This is a genomic window from Myxococcus sp. AS-1-15, from assembly GCF_020037055.1.
Taxonomy (GTDB): Bacteria; Myxococcota; Myxococcia; order Myxococcales; family Myxococcaceae; genus Myxococcus; species Myxococcus fulvus.
In genome coordinates this window covers 438,188-456,740 of sequence record NZ_JAIQDF010000006.1, presented here as the reverse complement: position 1 = coordinate 456,740, position 18,553 = coordinate 438,188, and the positions used below count along the sequence as shown (strand labels likewise).

Below are 18,553 nucleotides of genomic sequence, written 5' to 3'. Positions count from 1 at the left end.
GCGGGGATGTTGGGACCGAATGACATCAAGGAGCAGCTCAGCGTCGCGTACGTGCACGCGGTCGCGGCCAGGGCGGGCTGCTCGGTCGAGCGAGTGGGGATGGATCGGGACAGTATCGACCTGAAGGTCTGTGCCCGTGGGCTGCTGGCGGAGAACGCGGCGCTGACGTCGCCGGAGCTGGGCATCCAGCTCAAGGCCACGGCGAGGGTGGCGCATCTGGGCCAGGAGGGCGGCTTCCCGTTCGCCCTGTCGCGCAAGAACTACAACGATCTGGTGGCGCCGTCGCTGGTGCCGCGCATCCTGGTGGTGTTCGTGATGCCGGCGGCCGAGGAGTCGTGGCTGACGCAGACGCCGGAGTCGCTCGTCCTGCGGCACTGTGCCTATTGGACGTCGCTGCGAGGCCAGCCGCGCACGCTCAATGACACCGGGCAGACGGTGCGGCTCTCCCGGGAGCGGTGCTTCACGCACGACACGCTGCGGCGCTTGCTGGAGAAGGTGGCTCGCGAGGAGGAGCTGGAGTCATGACGAGCACGCCGCTTCATGGGTTGGGCAGTCGGGTCGACTACCTGGAGGTGCGGGCGTACCTGGAGGCGCGGGGATGGACGCGGGTGCCCTCTCGTCGGGCCTATGCCGCCATCTATCGGAGCCCGCGCGAGCCCGTGGCGGAGGTGCAGGTCCCGTTGGACCGTGACCTCGCGGACTACGCGGAGGCGATGGGGGTCGTCGCGCGGCGGGTCTCCGAGTGGGAGGGGCGCTCGGCCGAGTCCGTGCTGCATGACCTGCTGCAACCCCGGAGGGACGTGCTGCGCTTCGGGTTGGAGGGCGAGGTCACTCGCGATGGGGGCGTGAGTCTGGCGGACGGGCTGGGGCTGGCGAACGGCGTGCGCAAGGCGTTGCTGGCGAGCGCCTGCAGCGTGAAGCGGCCTCGCGCCTTTCATCCGCGCCTGGGTCTGGCGGAGGCGGAGAGCTTCGTGCGCCAGTGTCGACTGGGACAGACGGAGGTGGGCAGCTTCGTGCTCACCGTCGAGACACCGCTCGACCTTGGTACACAGGGTGGAGAGCCCTTCGGGCGGCGGACGGCCCTGCTCCTCTTGCGGTCCGTGGCGCACCTGGCGCGGTCCGTTCGGATGGGGGAGCCACAGCGGGTCCTCGATGCCGTGGAGGATGCGCCGAGGGTGAGCGCGAACCTGTGTGAGGCGCTGGTCGAGATGATGCCCTCGGACGAGTCCGCGGACCTGCGACTGCGGGGCTCCTGGTCGCCCCTGCTGCCTGTTGTCGGGGAGGTGCCCGCGGAGGTCCATGTGGACCGGAACATGTACGAGCGCCTCGAGCGCCTTGCGCATCAGCTCCGCCCCATGCGCGAGACGCAGCCCGACCAGTTCGTGGGCCGCGTCACGGAGTTGATGGGGGCGCCGGGAGAGCAGGGGACTGTCGAGGGGCCCGTGGTGCTCCAGGTGCAGGTCGAGGATGAGCTGCTGCGGGCGCGAGTCGTGCTTGGCGCCGTGGACTACCGGCAGGCGGCCAGCGCGCATCTGGAGCAGCGCTATGTGACGGTTCGCGGCGTGCTTCGCCGGGGGCCGAGGACGCACTGGATTGAAGATGCGTCCGGTTTTGGCATCGTAGGCGCGGCGGTGACGCGGCTCTGAGTGGTTGTCGGGTGGGGTCTTGGTTCCTTGGAGGAGAGCGGGATGAGCTCGATGTGGATTCTGGACGAGGCACCTCCGGCGCCGGATGCGCGCATCCCCTATGGACCGGGGACGCATCACTTCGGAGAGCTGCGGCTTCCCTCGGGGCCGGGGCCGCATCCTGTCGTCGTCGCCATCCACGGCGGTTTCTGGCGCGCGAAGTACGACCTGGCCCACCTGGGCCACGCGTGCGCGGCGCTCACCGCGAGCGGCTTCGCCACGTGGAGTCTGGAGTTCCGACGCGTCGGCCATGAGGGCGGCGGCTATCCCGGCACCCTGGAGGACGTCGCCCTTGGCGCGGACTTCCTGCGCACCCTCGCGGAGTCGCATCCCCTGGACCTGTCGCGCGTCGTGTTCCTCGGCCACTCGGCGGGAGGTCACCTCGCGCTGTGGCTCGCCGCGAGGCCCCGGCTGCCCTCGGGCAGTTCGCTCTACAGTCAGTCGCCGCTGCGTCCGCTCGGCGTCGTCTCGCTCGCGGGCGTGGCCGATGTGACGCGCGCCTATGAGCTGGGCCTCAGTGACAACGCGGCGGGAGAGTTCCTCGGGGGCTCGCCCCTGGAGGTGCCCTTGCGCTACCAGCGCGCGTCTCCCGCCGCGCTCCAGCCGCTCGGCGTCCCCCAGGTCCTCCTGCATGGCTCCGAGGACGACACCGTCCCCGTGTCGATGAGCGCGGACTTCTGCTCGCGGGGCCGCGCGCACGGGGATGAGGTTCGCTGTGTCGTGCTCCCCGGCGCGGGCCACTTCGAGGTCGTGGACCCACGCTCGCGCGAGTGGGCCCAGGTCGTCGACGCCGTGCGCTCGCTGCTGTGACGCGAGCGCTTCAGTTCACGTCACCGAAGACGATGTCGTAGCCCACCGTGTTCGTCCCACCCGTGCCCCCGCTCATGCACGTGAAGGTGCTGGTGACGTCGTCATACGCGTACGTGTACGCCGTGGGACACGCCTTCTTCAGGAACGCGAGCCACGGCTGGACGCTCTGCGCCCACGCCGGGTTGTTCGCGTAGCACTGGCCCTGCGCCTGCTGACTCGGGTTGTTGCCCGGCTCCAACAGCGTGGGCCAGAAGCTCCCCGCGTCGTTGCCTGGGTACGTCGCGCAGCCGCAGCAGGCCGGCGTGTTGCCATTGCTGTTGTAGCAGGACGCACCGAAGTTGCCGGCGCACTGGAAGAGGTTGCTCAGCGTGTCCTGCACCGTGCCGCCCTGAACCTGCACGGTCATCACCTGGCTGCAGTCCAGGGGCCCGTAGCCGAAGCTGGTGCTCGCCGAGCACAGGTCTTCATAGGACCACCAGCCGATGGACTGGCCACACGTCTGGACGAGCGGAGACGTACCGCCGACTCCTGGCAGGAACGCCGTTCCGCACACGGCGCCCCCCGCGCAGTCGCTGTCCGACGTGCACGTGCCGCAGTAGCCCGCGTCCGGGTTGTTGGGGTTGCCGCACACCGCGCCGTTCGCACACGTGGGGCCGCACTTCGTCCACGTCGGCTGACACACGCCGCCGGTGCACGTCGTTCCCGCGCCGCAGTCGCTGTCCTGTCCGCAGGCCGGCAGCACGACGGCCCGGAGCAGGGTGGTGTAGTCGGCGGGGAGGCCCGCGCTCGTGTCGGGCGTGAAGCTCCAAGAGCACGCCTCCAGCATGCCCATGGTGCTGTTCCCCTGGGCGCTCGTGGAGCCCGCCGTGCCGCACGAGTACGGCGAGGGAGGGTTCGCCGCCGCGAAGCCCCCGTCACCGCTGGGGCCCATCTGGAGGCTCACGTTCGCGCCGTTGATGACGGTGACGTCGTAGAAGTCGACCGTGTCCGGCTGGAGTGTGAACTCCGCGGCCGTGAAGGGATTGGTTCCGCCCTTTCCGAGCGGGCAGGGCATGCCGGCCGCGTTGCCGCAGTCCGCGCTCAGGCAGCCCGTCCCATCGGACTGACAGCCCAGCCGTCCGAACAGACCGCCGCTCCAGCCGATGGGAGAACGGCACAGGCACGCGACGCCGCCATCCTCCGGGCACTGCGTCGGCGGATTCGCGAGGTTGACTCCGTCCGCGAGCAGGCAGCGGCCACTCTGGCACTGGGCGTTCTGCGTGCACGCCGTCATCCCGGGCTGGAGGCTCGCGAACGCGGGAGGCAGCGACGAGGGCATGCACAGCGTCGTCGACTCCTGGGCCGTCAACTTCAGTGCGTCGAGCGGAACCCCGCCATCCGTCCTCGGGTACTGGCAGAGCCCCAGCGCCACCGTGCAGGACTGTCCGCTCGGACACGGCGAACTCCCGGAGCTGCACGCCTGGTTCTCACCGGGGACGACGGACTGGAAGTAGCACGTCCCGCCATTGGCGAGGCTGCACTCCTGCACCGTGGTGGAGCAGGTCGTGCTGCCGGGGCACGCGGCCTGCCCTCCGTCGGCGCACTTGCACAGGCCCGTGGTGGAGTCACAACCCTCGGAGCCGCAGTTGGCGCACGCGGGCACCTGCGTCGCACCCGTGCAAAGCGCGGTGGGGAGATTGACGGTGACGATGGGAGCACCGCCGTTGCACGTCGTGCTCGGGGCCACCATGCACTGTCCCGTGTTCGTGTCGCACATATTGCCCGCGTTGCAATCCGCGCTGCTGGTGCAACCGGGGTTCAGGCAGGCCTGGTTCGGACCACAGTCGCTGTCCGTGGTGCACGTGAAGGGCGGAGGCGCCGCGCCCGCGGTCTGGCCAATCCAGACCGTCTGGCTCGCCTGGTTCGTCAGCGTGAAGGGACGGAAGCCGGGCGGGCAGGTCGACGAGCCCGCGTCGCCCGGAGCGGGTGTGTCTGAGGGCGCGCGGCCCTGGAGCGTGCCGAACACCACGAGCGCGACAGCCAGTCCGAGTGACACCGCGGGGATGAGCAGACGACGTGATGCCATGACGGGCCTCTCAATCAGGTCTGCCGAGCGACGGTAGTGAGCGGCCGCCTCCAGCCCAAGGATTCGGGGCGTCGGCTGCTCGCACGTGCGCGAACGGACCCAAGGCCCGTGATTCCCGGGGGCATGGGCCCCACCCTCATGGCCGAGTCCGGCCCGACGCACTGCCCGTCGTGGGATTTCGCGCCCCAGGGCTTGCGCGAGAAAGAGCCATTGCTAAACTGAACTACATGGTTCAGTATCAAGCCCGACTCGATGCGACGTTTGGAGCACTGGCGGATGTGACGCGCAGGGGAGTCCTGGAGCGGTTGGGCCAGGGCGAGGCGTCCATCACGGAGCTGGCGGAGCGCTTCGACATGACCCTGACGGGCATGAAGAAGCACGTGCACGTGCTCGAGGAAGCAGGGTTGGTCATCACGCAGAAGCAGGGGCGGGTGAGGACCTGCCGGCTAGGGCCATGTCGCCTCGAGGACGAGGTGGCGTGGATGAATGGCTATCGGCGTCTGGTGGAAGCGCGGCTCGACCGGCTCGGCGAGTTCCTCGCGCGAACGAAAGGGGAAGAGGAATGAACACGGCACTCAGGGAAGCACTCGTCACGCAGCCGACGGACCGCGAGATTCGCATCGAGCGCATCTTCGATGCGAAGCGCGAGCGGGTCTGGAAGGCGATGACGGACCCGAAGCAGGTGGCGCAGTGGTGGGGGCGGGGCAACAAGCTCGTGGTGGAGCGCCTGGAGGTGGAGCGGGGTGGCCACTGGCGCTTCGTCGAGCACGCGGATGGACAGGAGCACGGCTTCGAGGGGCGCTTCCGCGAGGTGACGCCCGTCGAGCGCCTGGTGCAGACCTTCGAATGGGACGGCATGCCCGGCCACGTCATCCTCAACACGACGACGCTGGAGGACCTGGGCGACGGGCGCACGAAGGTGGTGGCGGTGTCGTTCTTCTTCACGACGGAGGAGCGCGACGGCATGGCGGCCTCCGGCATGGCGGACGGCCTCAACCAGAGCTACCGCGCGCTCGACGCGCTGCTGGCCCGCGAGCCGTAGTCGCGGAAGCGTGAAGCCCTCCCGCCCACCACGCGAGGTGATGGGCGGGAGGCGCTCATCAGTTCAGGGTGCGGTCGTAGAAGCGCATGCCGTCGCAGTGCGCGCTCGAACCGGCAACTCGCGCCAGGTGAGTCCATCGCCCCCGACCCTGCTCAGCGCGTCGAGGAATCTCTCGGTGCAGATGACCATCGTCGCGAAGTTCCCGACCCGGAAGAGGTCAAGGTCGGAGGGCAGCGACGACGCGTCCAGGATGGGCTCATCGGGGCGCTTGAGCGCAAACCGTCCACAGGTCGTGCAAGGCGGCGAGACTCCGTCCGGGATGCAATCCGGGTGGAATTGCCCTCGGTGGGCCAGCTGCACCTCCAAGAAGTCTGGTGGTGCCTTCTGGCGAGACCGGAACTCCGTAGGAAAGGCCTCGAGTCCTCGGACTCCCCCCGACTGGAGGCCATCGAGCACCCGACGATGGAGCAACAGTTCATCAACGACCCAGGTGAAGTCCGGGAGCTGCCCACTGCATCTGCCGACCAATGGGCCGAAGGTCGTCCCAGGCGGGAGAACGGCACCAGGTGGCGCAAGGGGGAGCACCATCGCCCTCAGTCGCGCGAACTCATCGAAGGGCTCTTGCCGTGCCTTCCGGAACTCACGTTCCAGCTCCCCGAGTGGTGCGAGGTCGACTCCAGGGTAGTAGTGGCCGGCTGCGGCCCATGATTTCTCACAAGTGGGGCACTTCAGCAGGCCAGGGAGCCCCCAGCGATGCGCAGCGTCGACATGCCCGCCGTGCTGGGTGGCCGCGCCTTGGTCCTCGTCCAACCAGTAGAATCGGTCCATCTCACGTCCCAGGCCGTGAATAGTACGATTGAATCGGTCCGCCCGTGAGCTGGAACCGGTAGATGAGCTCGCCGGCGTGCTTGAAGATCTCCTCTGGCGATGCGGAGGTGTTGCTCCTGATGAACTGACGCCAGGCCTCGTTCCACTGCCCTCCCTGTCCTCCGACTTGATGAATCCGTCGATGCACCTCGTATGGGAGCGGGAGCGTGTAGTTATGGATCTTGACCCCCTGCCGCTCGAACCACTCCTTGAGCCGAGCCTCCTGCGGGAAGATGTGGTGCTTCTCCCATCTCCCAGAAGGAAGCTGGTGCGAGGGAGGGATGATTCTCTCGGGAGCGCCGTTCCAGTTGGGGAACGTCATCACCCAACCCTTGGGGAGCCGCTGCCCGCCACCCCAGTTCCGCCGCGGGCCGGAACCTGGTGCGGCTGCGGCTGCTGGCGGGCGCGCCGGCGGGAATCGGGCCAGTTCTATCTGCCCGAAGTCCTGGTCGCACGGGTAGAAACCACAGGCATCACCCAGGCACAGCAGTGTGACGCACTGGTCTTCGAGCGGTGTATCGCACTCGAGCTCCGCCGCTTCCCAAGCCCCCTGCATGGGAGGCTTCCCTGCGGTTGCACAGCCCGACCACGCAGCTAGAAGCGCCGCAAGCCAAACAGCTCTCAGAACGTTCATTGGGTGGCGCAGCCTGCCTTGCAACCCAAGCACTGCGCCACCGTCTCCTGCCTTCGTCACCGAGCTGGCATGGGCTCGGCGTCACGGAGGTACGTCAGAACCCGCGCGCCGCGCCGCCGTCGACGGCGATCGACTGGCCGGTGATGTACGAGGACTGCTCGGAGGACAGGAACGCCACCAGCGAGGCCAACTCCTCCGGCCGCCCCAGTCGCCGCGCGGGAATCTGCGGGGCCACCTTCTCATCCGTGAGGCCCAACTGCGTCATCCGCTCCGTGGCGTGGAAGCCCGGCAGCACCGCGTTGAGCGTGACGCCGTGCTGCGCCACCTCGTTGCTCACCGTCTTCACCAACCCGAGCAACCCCGCGCGCAGGCCGTTGGAGATGGTGAGGTTCGGCATCGCCTCACGCGCCGCCAGCGACGTCACCAGGATGATGCGCCCCCACTTGCGCTCCTTCATCCCCGGCAGCGCCGCCTGGATTCCATCCACCGCCGCCATCCACAGGCTCTGGAACCCCAACTGCCACTGCTCCGCCGTCAGCGACTCGAAGCCGCCCGCGGGAGGCCCGCCCGTGTTCACCACGAGCACGTCCACGCCGCCCAGCTTCGCCACCACCTCGTCCACCAGCCGCTTCGCCGCACCCGGCTGGTTCAGGTCCGCCGACACCGCGAGCGCCGCGCCCAGCGACTTCGCCGCCTTCTCCAGCTTCTCCCCACCGCGAGAGCAGATGGCCACCGTGGCGCCTTCCTTCACCAGCGCCTCGGCCGTCGCGTATCCCAACCCCGCCGACGCGCCCATCACGAGCGCGCGCTTACCCTTCAGTCCGAAATCCATCCGCGTGCTCCTTCATGAATGGCACCAGCCGCTCGTGGATGAGCCGCTTCGCCCGCTCCAGGTCCACGTCCTCGGCGCGCGTCAGCCCCTCGGACAACTCCGAGACGATGCCACCGGCAATCGCCCCCACCTCGTACGCCAACCGGTACGGCACCCGGCTGAAGCTCACCATCGAATACCGACTGACGAACTCACCCGGGAAGGTGTTGAGCAACACCTTCTCCACCGCCTTCTCCAACAGGAAGCGCGGGTTGCCCGTGCTGTCGCGCATCTCCACGAAGTTCTCCACCGCCATGTCCGCGATGGCATCCGCGTTCGTCTTGCGCAGCCGCGCCAGCTCCCCGAACAGCGTCTCCCAGTCCCCGCCCTTGCCGAGCAGCCCCTCGAGCACCGTGCAGTCCTCGAAGCCGCAGTTCATCCCCTGTCCGAAGAACGGGACGATGGCGTGCGCCGCGTCCCCCAGCACCACCGCCTTGCCACCCACGTTCCACGGCGCGCACTTCACCGTCACCATGCTGCCCGTGGGCCGAGCGAAGAACGCCTGCGTCAAGTCCGGGATGAGCGCCTTCGCGTCCGGGAACTGCTCCTCGAAGAACGCCTCCAGCCGGGCAGGGGAGTCCAGCGACTCGAAGCTCACCGGCCCCTTCCACGGCAGGAACAACGTGCACGTGAAGCTGCCATCCTCGTTCGGCAGCGCAATCAGCATGTACGTCCCGCGCGGCCAGATGTGCAGCGCGTGCTTCTCCATCTGGAACGCGCCGCCCGGCCCGGGAGGAATCGTCAGCTCCTTGTACCCGTGCCCCAGCGTCTCCGCCGTCGACTCGAACCCCGGCACCTTCTCCAGCGCCTGCCGCACCGCCGAGCCGGAGCCGTCCGTGCCGAACACCACGCGGCCCTCCTCGCGGCGCTCCTCACCCGTGGCCTCGTCCACCACCGTGAGCACGCCCTGGTCCAGGTCCGCGCCCGACACCCGCTGCCTGAAGCGGATGCGCACCTTGCCCGTGGCCTCCGCCGCGCTCATCAGGAACTTGTTCAGCCACGCGCGCGACAGCGAGTTGATGTGCTGCGAGTCATCCTTCCCATAGGGCTGGTACATCAGCGCGCCCTTCGGAGGATGAATCATCCGTCCCCGCATCGGAATCGCGTGGCGCAGCGCCTCCTCCTCCAGCCCCACCTGCCTCAGCGCGTACAACCCCCGCGTGGAGATGGCCAGGTTGATGGAGCGCCCCGCGTCGATGACCTCGCGCCGCATGTCCGGCCGACGCTCCAGCACCTCCACGGTGTGCCCACGCCGCGCCAGGAACACGGACAGCAGCGAGCCCACCAGGCCCGCGCCCACCACCGTGACGGCCTCGTTCCGCTCACCCACGGGCATGTCCCTCCAGCGTCTTCACGAAGCGGTACACATCCGTGAATGAGCAGTACAGCGGCGCGGGCGCCGCGCGGATGATGTCCGGCTTGCGGAAGTCACAGATGATGCCCGCGTCCGCCAGCCGCTTGAGCATGCTCGGCGCGTCGCCCTGGAACCGCAGGGACAGTTGCGCCCCGCGCTGCTTCACGTCGCGCGGCGTGGTGATGCGCACGTAGCCGGGCGGCAGCTTGTCCAACAGGAACTCCAGATACCCCGTGAGCCGCTCGCTCTTGGCGCGCAGCGCCGCCATGCCCGCCTGGTCGAACAGCTCGAACGACGCGCGCAGCGCCGCCAGCTGGAGGATGGGCGGATTCGACAGCTGCCACCCCTCCGCGCCCGGCAGCGCGTCGAAGTGCGGCCCCATCTGGAAGCGCGTGGCCTTGTCGTGCCCCCACCAGCCCTCGAACCGGGGGATGTCCTTCGAGCGCGCATGCCGCTCGTGCACGAACACCCCACCCAGGCTCCCAGGCCCGCCGTTCAGGTACTTGTACGAGCACCACACCGCGAAGTCCGGCCCGTCGTCGTGCAGCGACAGCTTCAGGTTGCCCGCGCCGTGCGCCAGGTCGAACCCGACGAAGCAGCCCTTCGCGTGCGCCGCGTGCGTAATCGCGGGGATGTCGAACGCCTGGCCCGTGAGGTAGTTCACGCTGCCCAGCAGCACCAGCGACACCTCGTGGCCGTGCTGCTCCAGCGTCGCCAGGATGTCCTCGGTGCGCAGCGTCTCCTCACCGGCTCGCGGCTTGAGCTCCAGCACCGCCTCGCGAGGGTCGAACCCGTGGAAGCGCGCCTGCGAGGCCACCGCGTACTGGTCCGACGGGAACGCGCCACCCTCCACCAGAATCTTGAAGCGCTCCTTCGTGGGTCGGTAGAACGACACCATCATCAGGTGCAGGTTCACCGTCAGGGTGTTCATCACCACCACTTCCTGCGGCTTCGCGCCCACCAGCCGCGCGGCCTGCTCGGTGACGAGCTCGTGGTAGTGCAGCCACGGGTGGCGCCCGTGGTGGTGCCCTTCCACGCCGAAGCGGGCCCAGTCCTCCATTTCCTCCTGCACGTAGCGCGCGGCGTTCTTCGGCTGGAGCCCCAGCGAGTTGCCCGCCAGGTACACCACCGGCTTGCCATCCGGGCCGGGCGGGAAGTGGAACTGCTCGCGGAAGGAGCGCAGCGCATCCTCGGCGTCGGCCTTGCGCGCGAAGTCCTGGGAGTCCTCGAAGGTGTACGTCGTCATGGGGCGAAGTCCTCGCGCGAGCGCCCCAGCCACGCCAGGGCGTTCTTCCACAGGAGCTGCTCGCGCGCGTCGGATGAAAGCTCCGTCAGCGATTCGATGAGGGTCCCCGGGCGCAGCTCGCCCAGGGGGAACGGATAGTCACTGCCCAGCGCCACCTTGTCCTGGCCGAACAGCTTCACGATGAAGCGCAGCGTGTCCGCGTCATGCACCAGCGAGTCCACCCAGAAGCGCCCCAGGTACTCGCGCGGCGGCACCTTGTTGTCCACCGCCACCAGGTCCGGCCGCGCCTCGAAGCCGTGCTCGATTCTCCCCAGCGTCCCGGGGAACGCGCCGCCACCGTGCGCGAAGGCGAAGCGCAGCTTCGGCAGCCGCTCCAGCACGCCCCCGAAGATGAGCGAGCACATGGCCAGCGACATCTCCGCGGGCATGCCCACCAGCCACGGCAGCCAGTACTTCTGCATCTTCGCCTCGCCCATCATGTCCCACGGGTGGACGAAGATGGACGCGCCCAGCTCGCTCGCCGCCTGGAAGAACGGGAAGAGCTTCTCGTCGGAGAGGTTCCAGTCGTTGACGTGGCTGCCAATCTGCACGCCCGCCAGCCCCAGCTCCTTCACGCACCGCTCCAGCTCCCGCACCGCCAGCTCCGGCGACTGCAGCGGCACCGTGCCCAGCCCCACGAAGCGCTTGGGGTGCTCGCGCACCACCGAGGCCACGTGGTCGTTGAGGAAGCGCGACAGGTCCAGCCCGTGCTCCGGCTGCGTCCAGTAGCTGAACATCACCGGCACGGTCGAGATGACCTGCACGTGGACGCCCACGTCGTCGCATTCCTCGATGCGCTTCACCGGGTCCCAGCAGTTGCTCTCGACCTCGCGGAAGAACTTCCCGTCGTCGCGCAGCATCCGCGCGCGGCACGGCGCGTGGTGGTCCAGCGTGATGAAGCCGCCGTACCCGTAGCGCTCGGCGAAGCGCGGCAGCTTCTCGGGGAGCAGGTGCGTGTGGATGTCGACCTTCAACGCGAAGGCCCTCCCTTGGTCACCTTCGTCCCGCACTTCTTGCAGGTGCAGTTCGCGTCGTTGCCGTAGAAGTGCTCGAAGATGGGCGGTAGCTGCGTCACCAGATTCGTGACGTGCACGAACTCCTCGTAGAGCTTCTCGCCGCAGGAGGGGCACATCCACATGAAGCCATCCAGCTCATGCGGCAGGCGGCGGCGCTCCAGCACCAGCCCCACCGTGCCCGCGGGGCGCTGGGGCGAGTGCGGCACCTTGGGCGGCAGCAGGAAGATCTCCCCCTCGGAGATGGGGATGTCCACGGGCTTGCCGTCGTCGAGCACGCGCAGGTTCATCGTGCCCTCCAACTGGTAGAAGAACTCCTCGCCCTCGTTGATGTGGAAGTCCGTGCGCGCGTTGGGGCCGCCGACGACGGTGACCATGAACTCACGGTCCGCCCACACCTGCTGGTTGCCGACGGGCGGCTTGAGCAGGTGGCGGTGCTCGTCGATCCACTTCTTGAAGTTGATGGGGGTCAGCCGGCCCATTCATTCATCTCCGATGGTGGCGATGCACTTGAGCTCGATGGCGATCGGCGTGGGCAGCCGGTTGATCTCGAGCGTCGTCCTGCACGGCGGGTTGTCCTTGAAGTACTCGGCCCACAGGCGGTTGTACGTGGGGAAGTCCTTCTTCATGTCCGTCAGGTACACCGTGACGTCCACCAGCTTGTCCCAGGAGGAGCCCGCGTCCTCCAGGATGTAGCGGACGTTGCGGAACACCGAGTGGCACTGCGCCTCGATGTCGTACGAGGTGATGTTGCCCTCGGCGTCCAGCTCCACGCCGGGAATCTTCTTCGTCCCGCGCTCGCGCGGGCCCACGCCCGACAGGAACAACAAGTTGCCCACACGCCGTGCGTGGGGATACAGGCCCACCGGCTCCGGGGCCTTCTGGGAATCGACTCGCTCACTGGTGCTCACGTCGCGTCTCCGTCCAGCGCGTCACAGCTTGATGCACACGTTCTTCGGCTCGGTGAAGAAGCGCAGCGCCTCCCAGCCGCCCTCGCGCCCCACCCCCGAGTCCTTCACCCCGCCGAACGGCGTGCGCAAGTCACGCAGCATCCAGCAGTTCACCCAGACGATTCCGCTGTGCAGCCGCGAGGCGAAGCGGTGCGCCCGCTTCACGTCCCGCGTCCACACGCTCGCCGCCAGGCCGTACTTCGTCGAGTTCGCCCACGCGAGCACCTCGTCCTCGGTGTCGAACGGGATGAGCGTGGCCACCGGGCCGAAGATCTCCTCCTGGTTGGTGCGGCAGCTTGCGTCCAGGCCCTCGATGAGCGTGGGCTCCACGAACCAGCCCTCGCGGCAGCGGCCCGTCAGGCTCGCGCGCTTGCCACCCGCGAGCACGCGCCCGCCCTCCTGCTTCGCCAGGTCGATGTAGCCCATCACCTTGTCGAAGTGCTGCTGGGACACCAGCGCGCCCTGCTCGGTGCCGGCCTCCAGCGGGTCACCGACCTTGAGCGCCTGCGTGCGCGCCACCAGCGCGTCGCGGAAGCGCTCATAGATGGGGCGCTGCACGAAGATGCGCGGGCCGCAGAGGCAGATCTGCCCCTGGTTGGAGAACGACGAGCGTACCGTCGTCGCCAGCGCCTCCTCGAAGTCGCAGTCCTCGAAGATGACGTTGGGGTTCTTCCCGCCCATCTCCAGTGACAGCTTCTTGAAGTTCGGCGCGGCCACGCGGGCAATCTCCGCGCCCACGCGGGTGCTGCCGGTGAAGGAGATGGCCGGGATGTCCGGGTGCTCGCTCATGGCCGCGCCCACCTTGGGGCCCAGGCCGTGGACGATGTTGAGCACGCCGGGCGGCAGGCCCACGTCGCGGCACACCTGCGACAGGAGGAACGCCGTCATCGGGGTGACTTCGGAGGGCTTGGCCACCACGCAGTTGCCGATGGCCAGCGCGGGCGCGAGCTTCCACGTCAGCAGGTACAAGGGCAGGTTCCACGGCGAGATGCAGCCCACCACGCCCAGCGGCGAGCGCAGCGTGTAGTTGAGCGCGACGCCGTCCGTGGCGTGCGCCTCGCTGGAGAACTGCGTCACCGCGTCCGCGAAGAACTCGAAGTTGAGGATGCTGCGCGGGATGTCCACGCTGGACGCCACCGACAGCGGCTTGCCGGAGTCGATGGACTCCGCGCGGGCGAACGCGTCCAGACGCTCGCGAATCGTGTCCGCCACCTTGCGCAGGAGGCGCGAGCGCTCGGCGGCGGGCGTGGCGGCCCAGGCCGGGAAGGCGCGCTGGGCGGCCTCCACCGCGTGCTGGAGGTCGGTGGCGTCCGAGTCCGGCACCTGCGCGTAGCCCTTGCCCGTCGCGGGCTCGGGCTTGTCCAGCCACTGGCCGCCGCGCGCGGGGATGAGCTCTCCGCCGATGTAGTTGAGCACCTTCTGCATGTCCGAGCCCTCCGTGCGCCCGTCCCCGGGATGGCTCGCGAGCGCCTGGTCCCTCGGGTGCCGGGAGACAGGGGGAGCGCGGGGGCCCGGGTCGAACGGGGCGCAATGTACGCAACCGAGCCAGCCGTCACCAGCATCACGGAAAGCGCGCCTCGGAGCGTCGTCCTCTCGCGTCAAACGGGTGACGACTCCGGCTGCCCGGAGGGTGGGCGAGCGGCGGGGGAATACAGAGCACTGGAGGCGCGAGGGGCCGGACCGGGTTGTGTGTAAAGGGAGTCAGACATGCCCATGGAACCTGTCGCGCCGATGTCCGAGGAAGAGGCGCGCGCGGCGGCGGATGCGGATTCACGGCAGCTCCTATCGGCGGCCACCGTCGAGGAGGCGCTCACGGTGCTCGTGGAGGTCGCCCGCCGGCTGACGCGCGCGCACCAGGCGACCGTGGTGCTGACGCCTGCTCCCGGCAGGACGCGGGGGGCGAGCGTCACCTCGCTCTCGCGCGCCTACGAGGTCTGGGGCGGCTACGCCGTGCCCTCGGCAGGCGGTCGAGCCCGGCGGGAGCGCCGCGCCGCCACGCGGGGCGCGGAGCCCCGGGGTCGGCTGGCGGTGGCGCTGCCCTCGAACGCGGGGGTGCTCTACCTCTTCGACCGGGAGGTGGGGGACTTCAGCCACGAGGATGAGGTGGCCCTCTCCCGGCTCGCCCGCCTCGCGGGCCTGGCGCTGGAGTCCGCCCGCCTGCTGCGAGAGGAGCAACAGGCGCGCACGGAGGCCGAGGACGCCGAGCACCGCGCGGCCTTCCTCTCCGACGCCAGCCGCCTGCTGGCCTCGTCGTCGCTCGACCCCAAGGTGACGCTCGACACGCTGGCCCGCCTCAGCGTGCCCGTCATGGCGGACTGGTGCTTCGTCGACATCATCGACGAGGGGGGCGCCGTGCAGCGCACGTCCGTGGCGCACGCCGACGCGCGCGATGCGCCGCTCGCCCTGCGCGTGCGCGAGTTCCCTCCCGGGCCCGAGGGCAGCATCCACCCCACCACGCGCGTGGCCCGCCACGCCGAGTCCCTGCTCGTCGATGACGTCGACGACGCGTGGCTGCATCGGGTGTCGGTGAGCGAGGCGCACTACCAGACGATGCGCGAGGTGGGCTTCCACGGCATCATGTCCGTGCCGCTCGTCGCGCGGGGACGCTCGCTGGGCGCCCTCACGTTCCTGGCGGTGCGCCCCTCGCGCCACTACAGCCAGGCGGACCTGGAGACGGCGCAGGACCTGGCCCGCCGCGCGGCGCTGTTCCTGGACAACGCCCGGCTCTACCGCGAGGCGCGCCGCTCGGTGCTCTTGCGCGACGAGTTCCTCGCCGTGGCCAGCCACGAGCTCAAGACGCCGCTCACGCCGTTGCAGCTGCGCCTGCAGTGGCTGCGGCAGCAGACGCCCAAGGACAGGCCCTACCTGCCCACGTCGCTGGTGCTCTCGCAGCTGGACGTGGTGCAGCGCCAGGTGGACAAGCTGTCGGGGCTGGTGCACGGCCTGCTCGATGTCTCGCGCATGTCCAGCGGACGGCTGTCCTTGCACCGTGAGGACGTGGACCTGGAGGTGCTGGCGCGCGAGGTGAAGACGCGCCTGGCGCTCGCGGCGAGCCAGGCTGGCAGCGAGGTGTCGCTCACCACGCACGGGGACGTGAAGGGGCACTGGGACCGCTGCCGGCTGGAGCAGGTGTTGACGCACCTGCTCGCCAACGCGCTGAAGTACGGCGCGGGCCAGCCGGTGCGCCTGGAGCTGGAGGACGCGGGGGACGACGTGGTGGTGCGCGTGGAGGACGCGGGCATCGGCATCGCGCGCGAGTACCAGTCCCACATCTTCGAGCGCTTCGGCCGCGCCGTCAGCGAGCGTCACTACGGCGGCTTGGGCCTGGGGCTCTACGTCACCCGGCAGATCGTCGAGGCCCACGGCGGCACCATCCAGGTGGCGAGCGAGCCGGAGAAGGGCAGCCACTTCGAGGTGACCCTGCCCCGACGCGAGAGCACCTGACGTGCGTCCCGCTCCCGCTCGGCTATAAACGCCCCGGGAGGAAACAACATGTCACGCAAGGTGGCCCTCATCACCGGTGCATCGGCGGGGTTGGGTGAGCAGTTCGCGCGGCGCTTCGCTCGGGACGGACACGACGTCATCCTCGTCGCCCGCAGTGCCGAGCGCCTGGAGGCGCTCGCCGCGATGCTCCAGAAGGAGCACGGGGTGACGGCCCACGTGCTGCCCGCGGATTTGACGCGGCCGGAGGCGCCCGAGCAGCTCTTCGCGCAGGTGGCCGAGCGCGGCCTCGTGGTGGAGTTCCTCGTCAACAACGCGGGCTTCGGCTCCGCGGGCCCCTTCCTGGACCAGGACGTGAAGCGCGAGGGGGAGATGGTGGAGGTCAACTGCACCGCGCTGTTGAAGCTCACGCACCTGTTCGCCCGGCCCATGCGCGAGCGCGGCCACGGCCGCATCCTCAACGTCGCCTCCACCGCCGGCTTCCAGCCGGGGCCCTACATGGCCACGTACTACGCGACCAAGGCCTTCGTCGTGTCGCTGTCGGAGGCGCTCTCCTACGAGCTGAAGGGCACGGGCGTGACGGTGACGTGCCACTGCCCCGGCGCGACGCACACCGAGTTCGCCCAGCGCGCGGGCAACGACAAGACCCGCCTGTTCCAGCGCACCGGCGTGGCCAAGGCCCCGGACGTGGTGGAGCACGCGTACGCGAAGATGATGCGCGGGCGCGTGCTGGCCATCCACGGCGTGGCCAACGCGGTGGGGGCCTTCATGGTGCGCCTGAGCCCGCGCGCCGCCGTGCGCGCCATGGTCGCCGGGCTCAACCAGCAGGGCTGAGCGCCTGATGCGGACCGGGCCGTGAGCTCCTCGGCTCGAGGCGGCGTCACGGCCCGGCGCGCGACCTCACTTCAGTTGAAGGTCGCGGTGAACAGCAGCGAGAAGTGGGTGACGTTCCAGTCGTCGTTGCCCTCGCCGCGGATGCGGCCCAGCGCCAGCTCCGCGCCGATGCCCACGCCCCAGTTGTCGCTCACCCACCACTCCTTGCCCAGGCCCAGGTGCAGGCCCACGCCGGTGTCGGTCTCCGCCTCCGTCTCGCCCTCGTACGAGGCGCTGAGCTGGTTGGCCACCACCGCGCCGGAGAGGTAGAAGTTGACGGGCATGAAGTAGTACGCGAGGCCCACGCCGATGGCGGCGTAGTTGCTGGCCACGTCGTCGTCCTCGTCCCCCTCGATGGTGACGCCCTCCACCTCGATGTCCGGGTTGGGTGTGGAGGTGCCGAACAGCTTTCCGTAGAGGATGAAGTTGTTGATGGGCGCGAAGCCCAGCTCCAGGTTGAGCGTGCCCGCGCCGCCCTTGAGGGCCAGGTCCACGCCTTGTCCCACGGCGGCCGAGTGCGTGTAGCCCAGGCCGAGCTGACCGCGCAGGTAGAAGCCATCGTGGGTGTGTCGGCCGCGGTCATCCGCCAGCGCGATGGAGGAGGGAAGCAGCACTGCCGCGAAGAGCCAAGAGTAGCGCATGAAGTCGAGTCCTTGCTTCGGTGGAGCCCGCCCCGGCCGGGAGGTCTCGTCGGGGTGATGCCGCATGGCGACCGCTCGATGCCAGCCCGGGAGACACCCCCATTCCCGGGTCCTCGGGCTTATACCCCGGTGACGGCCGATGCGAGCAACCCTCGCCCGACACCGCGAAAGCTGCTCTGCTGCGCGCCCCCCGGCGCCGGCTTTCCGCGCCGCGGACTCAGAAGAGGGATGCGATGACTGGGACTGTGAACCCCGCGGAGCTGGCCCGACGACTGGACGACGCGAGGCGGGAGCGGCGGGAGGTGCCGCCCCTCACCAACGAGCTGCCCGCGCTGTCCGTGCCGGACGCGTACGCCATCCAGGAGGAGGGGCTGAAGCTGCGGCTCGCGGCCGGTGAGCGCCTGGTGGGATTGAAGATGGGCCTGACGTCCGAGGCCAAGCGCCGGCAGATGAACCTGGACTCGCCCGTGTATGGCGTCCTCACGGACAAGATGCGCGTGCAGGCGGACGGCGTGGTGTCGCTCGCCCAGGGCATCCACCCGAAAATCGAGCCCGAGATTGCCTTCCGCACCGCGCGCGAGCTCAAGGGCACCGTGACGCGCGACGAGGCGTTGGATGCGTGTGAGTCCGTGTTCGCGGCGATGGAGATCCTCGATTCGCGCTACCGCGACTTCAAGTACTTCTCCCTGCCGGACGTGGTGGCGGACAACGCGTCCTCGTCCCTGTTCGTCCTGGGGACCCAGGAGCACCCGCCGCGCGCCATGGATTTGACGCGGCTGGAGATGAAGATGTTCGTGAACGACGCGCTGGCGCACTCGGCCCGCTCGGACGCCATCTCCGGGGACCCGGTGCTGTCGCTGGTGCAGCTGTGCGAGCTGCTCGCCAAGCGCGGACAGGTGCTGCCCGCGGGGAGCATCGTGCTGGCGGGCGCGGCGACCATCGCGCACATGTTCCAGCCGGGAGACCGGGTGAAGCTCGTCGTCGAGGGACTCGGCTCGGTGGCGGTGTCGGCCGCCTGAGGC

19 protein-coding genes are annotated in these 18,553 nt (G+C 69.3%); 8 read left to right on the top strand and 11 right to left on the bottom strand.

What is annotated here, in order from left to right:
- Positions 1-6 precede the first annotated feature (6 nt).
- Genes K8625_RS19725 through K8625_RS19715 form a run of 3 tightly spaced genes read left to right on the top strand, consistent with a single transcriptional unit; the run spans position 7 to position 2,495 of the window.
- A complete protein-coding gene (locus K8625_RS19725) occupies positions 7-525 on the top strand; it encodes a DUF4365 domain-containing protein (protein ID WP_223783576.1) in 519 nt (172 codons plus the stop codon).
- On the top strand, positions 522-1,646 hold the full coding sequence (locus tag K8625_RS19720; protein WP_223783575.1) for a hypothetical protein: 1,125 nt from the start codon (positions 522-524) through the stop codon (positions 1,644-1,646). Before K8625_RS19725 ends, K8625_RS19720 begins: the two co-directional genes overlap by 4 nt.
- Positions 1,647-1,688: 42 nt before the next feature.
- A complete protein-coding gene (locus K8625_RS19715) occupies positions 1,689-2,495 on the top strand; it encodes a S9 family peptidase (protein WP_223783574.1) in 807 nt (268 codons plus the stop codon).
- A gap of 10 nt (positions 2,496-2,505) precedes the next feature.
- Here K8625_RS19715 and K8625_RS19710 read toward each other — a convergent pair whose 3' ends face one another.
- A complete protein-coding gene (locus tag K8625_RS19710) occupies positions 2,506-4,560 on the bottom strand; it encodes a thaumatin family protein (protein WP_223783573.1) in 2,055 nt (684 codons plus the stop codon).
- A 227-nt stretch (positions 4,561-4,787) separates the two neighbouring features.
- On the opposite strand from K8625_RS19710, the gene K8625_RS19705 reads away from it, so the two are divergent.
- Entirely contained in the window at positions 4,788-5,126 is a 339-nt protein-coding gene (locus K8625_RS19705; RefSeq protein ID WP_223745986.1) for a helix-turn-helix transcriptional regulator, read from the top strand.
- Complete coding sequence (locus K8625_RS19700) at positions 5,123-5,602, top strand: SRPBCC family protein (protein ID WP_223783572.1); 480 nt, start codon at positions 5,123-5,125, stop codon at positions 5,600-5,602. Before K8625_RS19705 ends, K8625_RS19700 begins: the two co-directional genes overlap by 4 nt.
- 63 nt (positions 5,603-5,665) lie before the next feature.
- On the opposite strand, the gene K8625_RS19695 is transcribed toward K8625_RS19700, so the two are convergent.
- From K8625_RS19695 to K8625_RS19655, 9 genes are all read right to left on the bottom strand, one after another.
- Positions 5,666-6,430, bottom strand: a complete 765-nt coding sequence (locus K8625_RS19695) for a double-CXXCG motif protein (RefSeq protein WP_223783571.1) — start codon at positions 6,428-6,430, stop codon at positions 5,666-5,668.
- A 1-nt stretch (position 6,431) separates the two neighbouring features.
- Positions 6,432-7,103: a TIGR02269 family lipoprotein gene (locus tag K8625_RS19690; RefSeq protein WP_223783570.1), complete on the bottom strand. Its 672-nt coding sequence runs from the start codon at positions 7,101-7,103 to the stop codon at positions 6,432-6,434.
- 94 nt (positions 7,104-7,197) lie between these two features.
- Positions 7,198-7,935 carry an SDR family oxidoreductase gene (locus tag K8625_RS19685; protein WP_223783569.1) on the bottom strand — a complete coding sequence of 246 codons (738 nt, stop codon included), beginning with the start codon at positions 7,933-7,935 and terminating at the stop codon, positions 7,198-7,200.
- Positions 7,913-9,310 (bottom strand): NAD(P)/FAD-dependent oxidoreductase, encoded by a 1,398-nt coding sequence (locus tag K8625_RS19680; RefSeq protein WP_255665757.1) that lies wholly within the window; start codon positions 9,308-9,310, stop codon positions 7,913-7,915. The genes K8625_RS19685 and K8625_RS19680 overlap by 23 nt, the downstream gene beginning before the upstream one ends.
- Positions 9,297-10,574 carry a kynureninase gene (kynU, locus tag K8625_RS19675; RefSeq protein ID WP_223783567.1) on the bottom strand — a complete coding sequence of 426 codons (1,278 nt, stop codon included), beginning with the start codon at positions 10,572-10,574 and terminating at the stop codon, positions 9,297-9,299. Before kynU ends, K8625_RS19680 begins: the two co-directional genes overlap by 14 nt.
- Positions 10,571-11,587 (bottom strand): amidohydrolase family protein, encoded by a 1,017-nt coding sequence (locus K8625_RS19670; protein WP_223783566.1) that lies wholly within the window; start codon positions 11,585-11,587, stop codon positions 10,571-10,573. Before K8625_RS19670 ends, kynU begins: the two co-directional genes overlap by 4 nt.
- The gene (gene nbaC, locus K8625_RS19665; protein WP_223745992.1) at positions 11,584-12,108 is read right to left on the bottom strand and encodes a 3-hydroxyanthranilate 3,4-dioxygenase; all 525 of its coding nucleotides are present in this window, start codon (positions 12,106-12,108) and stop codon (positions 11,584-11,586) included. Before nbaC ends, K8625_RS19670 begins: the two co-directional genes overlap by 4 nt.
- On the bottom strand, positions 12,109-12,537 hold the full coding sequence (locus K8625_RS19660; RefSeq protein ID WP_141324887.1) for a RidA family protein: 429 nt from the start codon (positions 12,535-12,537) through the stop codon (positions 12,109-12,111).
- 21 nt (positions 12,538-12,558) lie between these two features.
- Positions 12,559-14,001, bottom strand: a complete 1,443-nt coding sequence (locus K8625_RS19655; RefSeq protein WP_223783565.1) for an aldehyde dehydrogenase — start codon at positions 13,999-14,001, stop codon at positions 12,559-12,561.
- A 282-nt stretch (positions 14,002-14,283) separates the two neighbouring features.
- On the opposite strand from K8625_RS19655, the gene K8625_RS19650 reads away from it, so the two are divergent.
- Both K8625_RS19650 and K8625_RS19645 read left to right on the top strand, forming a co-directional pair.
- Positions 14,284-16,020, top strand: coding sequence for a HAMP domain-containing sensor histidine kinase (locus K8625_RS19650; protein ID WP_223745994.1), 1,737 nt, complete (start codon positions 14,284-14,286; stop codon positions 16,018-16,020).
- A gap of 48 nt (positions 16,021-16,068) precedes the next feature.
- Entirely contained in the window at positions 16,069-16,851 is a 783-nt protein-coding gene (locus K8625_RS19645; RefSeq protein WP_223745995.1) for an SDR family oxidoreductase, read from the top strand.
- A gap of 71 nt (positions 16,852-16,922) precedes the next feature.
- On the opposite strand, the gene K8625_RS19640 is transcribed toward K8625_RS19645, so the two are convergent.
- Positions 16,923-17,531, bottom strand: coding sequence for a hypothetical protein (locus tag K8625_RS19640; RefSeq protein ID WP_141324897.1), 609 nt, complete (start codon positions 17,529-17,531; stop codon positions 16,923-16,925).
- Positions 17,532-17,764: 233 nt separating this feature from the next.
- Between K8625_RS19640 and K8625_RS19635 the strand changes: the two genes are divergently transcribed.
- Positions 17,765-18,550 (top strand): 2-keto-4-pentenoate hydratase, encoded by a 786-nt coding sequence (locus K8625_RS19635; RefSeq protein ID WP_223745997.1) that lies wholly within the window; start codon positions 17,765-17,767, stop codon positions 18,548-18,550.
- Positions 18,551-18,553: the final 3 nt, after the last annotated feature.